Here is a 2044-nt window from a genome sequence, read left to right on the forward strand (position 1 = left end):
ATTTGAACAACAGGCTGGGCGATTTGGGCATCAATGAAACCCAACTGCATCTTTTGTTTGAAATATCACATCATGAAAATCTCAACCAGGAAAGGATTGCAACAGGATGCAACATAAACAAGGGGGCTGTTGCAAGATCCATCAGGAAGCTTGAAGAGAATGGATTTGTCATAAGAACCATTGATGAAAACAACAGACGCCAGAATATGGTTTCACTAACCGACAAGGGCAGGGAAACCCTATCAAAGGCAATCAAAATCCTTAAGGATTGGGAAGATGAAGTCATAATGGAAAAGGGTTATGTCGACAAGGAGCTATTGCAACTTGTTTTAAAGGAAATCACCATTAAGACAATGGAATTAAACGAAAAAGGGGAGTAAAATGGCAAAAAAGAAAAGTGAAAATATTGAAATGATTACAGGAGATCCTAAAAAGGCCATCGTCAAATTGGCACTGCCTATGATGCTTTCAATGCTGTTGATCATGCTCTATAACATAGCGGACAGTATCTGGGTAGCCGGGCTTGGTGCAGACGCGCTGGCTGCAATAGGATTCATCACACCACTATTCATGGTATTGGTCGGACTGGGTAACGGTATCGGTGCAGGTGCAAATTCACTTATCGCAAGATATATCGGAGCCAACAACTACAAGCAGGCCAACAATGCGGCTCTACACGGTATCCTACTGTCAGTTATCGTATCAGTTATATTTACAGTGCTCATTGAAGCGTTTATGGTGCCTATCCTTCAGTTCATGGGTGCGGGAAAAACTATACAATATGCTTTGGACTACAGTTACATCATCTTCGGATTCCTTTTCATATTCGTATACTCAGGAGTCGCATCAGCGATATTCAGGTCTGAAGGGGACATGAAAAGGGCTACAATTGCAATTGCCGTAACAGCAATCTTGAACATCATTCTTGACCCGGTTTTCATCTACATCCTGAACTTTGGAATATCAGGTGCAGCATGGGCAACAGTCATTTCAGCGACAATGTCATGTGTTGTAATGAGCTATTGGATTTGGGGCAAAAAGGACCTTTACCTTGACTTGTCATTTAAAAACTTCGACTATCAGTCATACATAATGCTTGACACCCTGCAGGTTGCTATTCCGTCAACACTGGAAAACATCGTATTTTCCGCATTGGCGATAATCATCAACTCCATGCTTGTAATGGCTGACGGAACAACTGCGGTAGCTGTATATACCGCATCAATGAGGATTGTCCAATTGTCCATGATTCCTTTGATAGGTATCGGAACAGCCGTATTGACCGTGACAGGCGTTGCATATGGTGCACACAACTACAAAAACCTGCAGACTGCACATTCATATTCCATCAAATTGGGTTTTATAGTATCAATCGCTTTGGGAATCGTAATATACATATTCTCACCTCAAATTGCCGCAATGTTTGCATACACCTCAGCAAGCTCAACCCTGGCTCCCCAAATTGCACACGCAATATCAGTGCTGACACTCTTCGTTCTTGCAATTCCTCATGGTATAATGTCATCCATGATGTTTCAAGGTGTTGGAAAGGGAGTATACTCATTGCTCATTACCCTATTGAGGTCACTGATTCTTGAAAGTGTATTTGCATACATATTAGGCTTCATCTTCGGATGGGGCGTTGTTGGAATATATGTAGGTATCATTCTTGGATGTTTCGTTGGAGGAACAGTGGGATACATATGGGCAAAGCTGTTCATCAGAAGATTCAAGGCAATATCAATCAAAAAATATACACCACAAAAAGAAGACTAGTTATCAATAACTAGTTTTTTATACTTTTTTTAACTAATAACTTAACATGGAATTCATAGTCAGCAACAAGAAATACTCAATCCTGAACCATGAGCTGTATATCAACTACCTTATGGTGAACGAATACTTCAGGAGATATTCCAAGTATGACTATGACATTAATTTTGATTTTTTAAATCCGATTCTAAGCAAGGAACACATTGATTTTGACGATATCCTGGAAGGCACAAAGGACCTTGAGGAGCTTATAGAAAAAGAGGAAATCAGT

At 40.4% G+C, this 2044-nt stretch carries 3 protein-coding genes; all 3 read left to right on the top strand.

The window, feature by feature from the left end; translation table 11 throughout:
- Positions 1–380: MarR family winged helix-turn-helix transcriptional regulator (locus E7Z79_RS09295; protein WP_303739665.1), on the top strand; the 380-nt coding region annotated here is incomplete at its 5' end.
- A gap of 1 nt (position 381) precedes the next feature.
- On the top strand, positions 382–1776 hold the full coding sequence (locus E7Z79_RS09300) for an MATE family efflux transporter (protein WP_303739666.1): 1395 nt from the start codon (positions 382–384) through the stop codon (positions 1774–1776).
- Between the two features lie 46 nt (positions 1777–1822).
- Positions 1823–2044 (top strand): hypothetical protein (locus E7Z79_RS09305; protein ID WP_303739667.1); only part of this gene is annotated, 222 nt, incomplete at its 3' end.

It is taken from the genome of Methanobrevibacter thaueri, assembly GCF_015062905.1.
Classification (GTDB): domain Archaea; phylum Methanobacteriota; class Methanobacteria; order Methanobacteriales; family Methanobacteriaceae; genus Methanocatella; species Methanocatella thaueri_A.

Bases quoted from the DNA above. Each gene is read 5' to 3' on its own strand.
- E7Z79_RS09300 (WP_303739666.1), top strand. From the start codon at position 382: ATGGCAAAAAAGAAAAGTGAAAATATTGAAATGATTACAGGAGATCCT.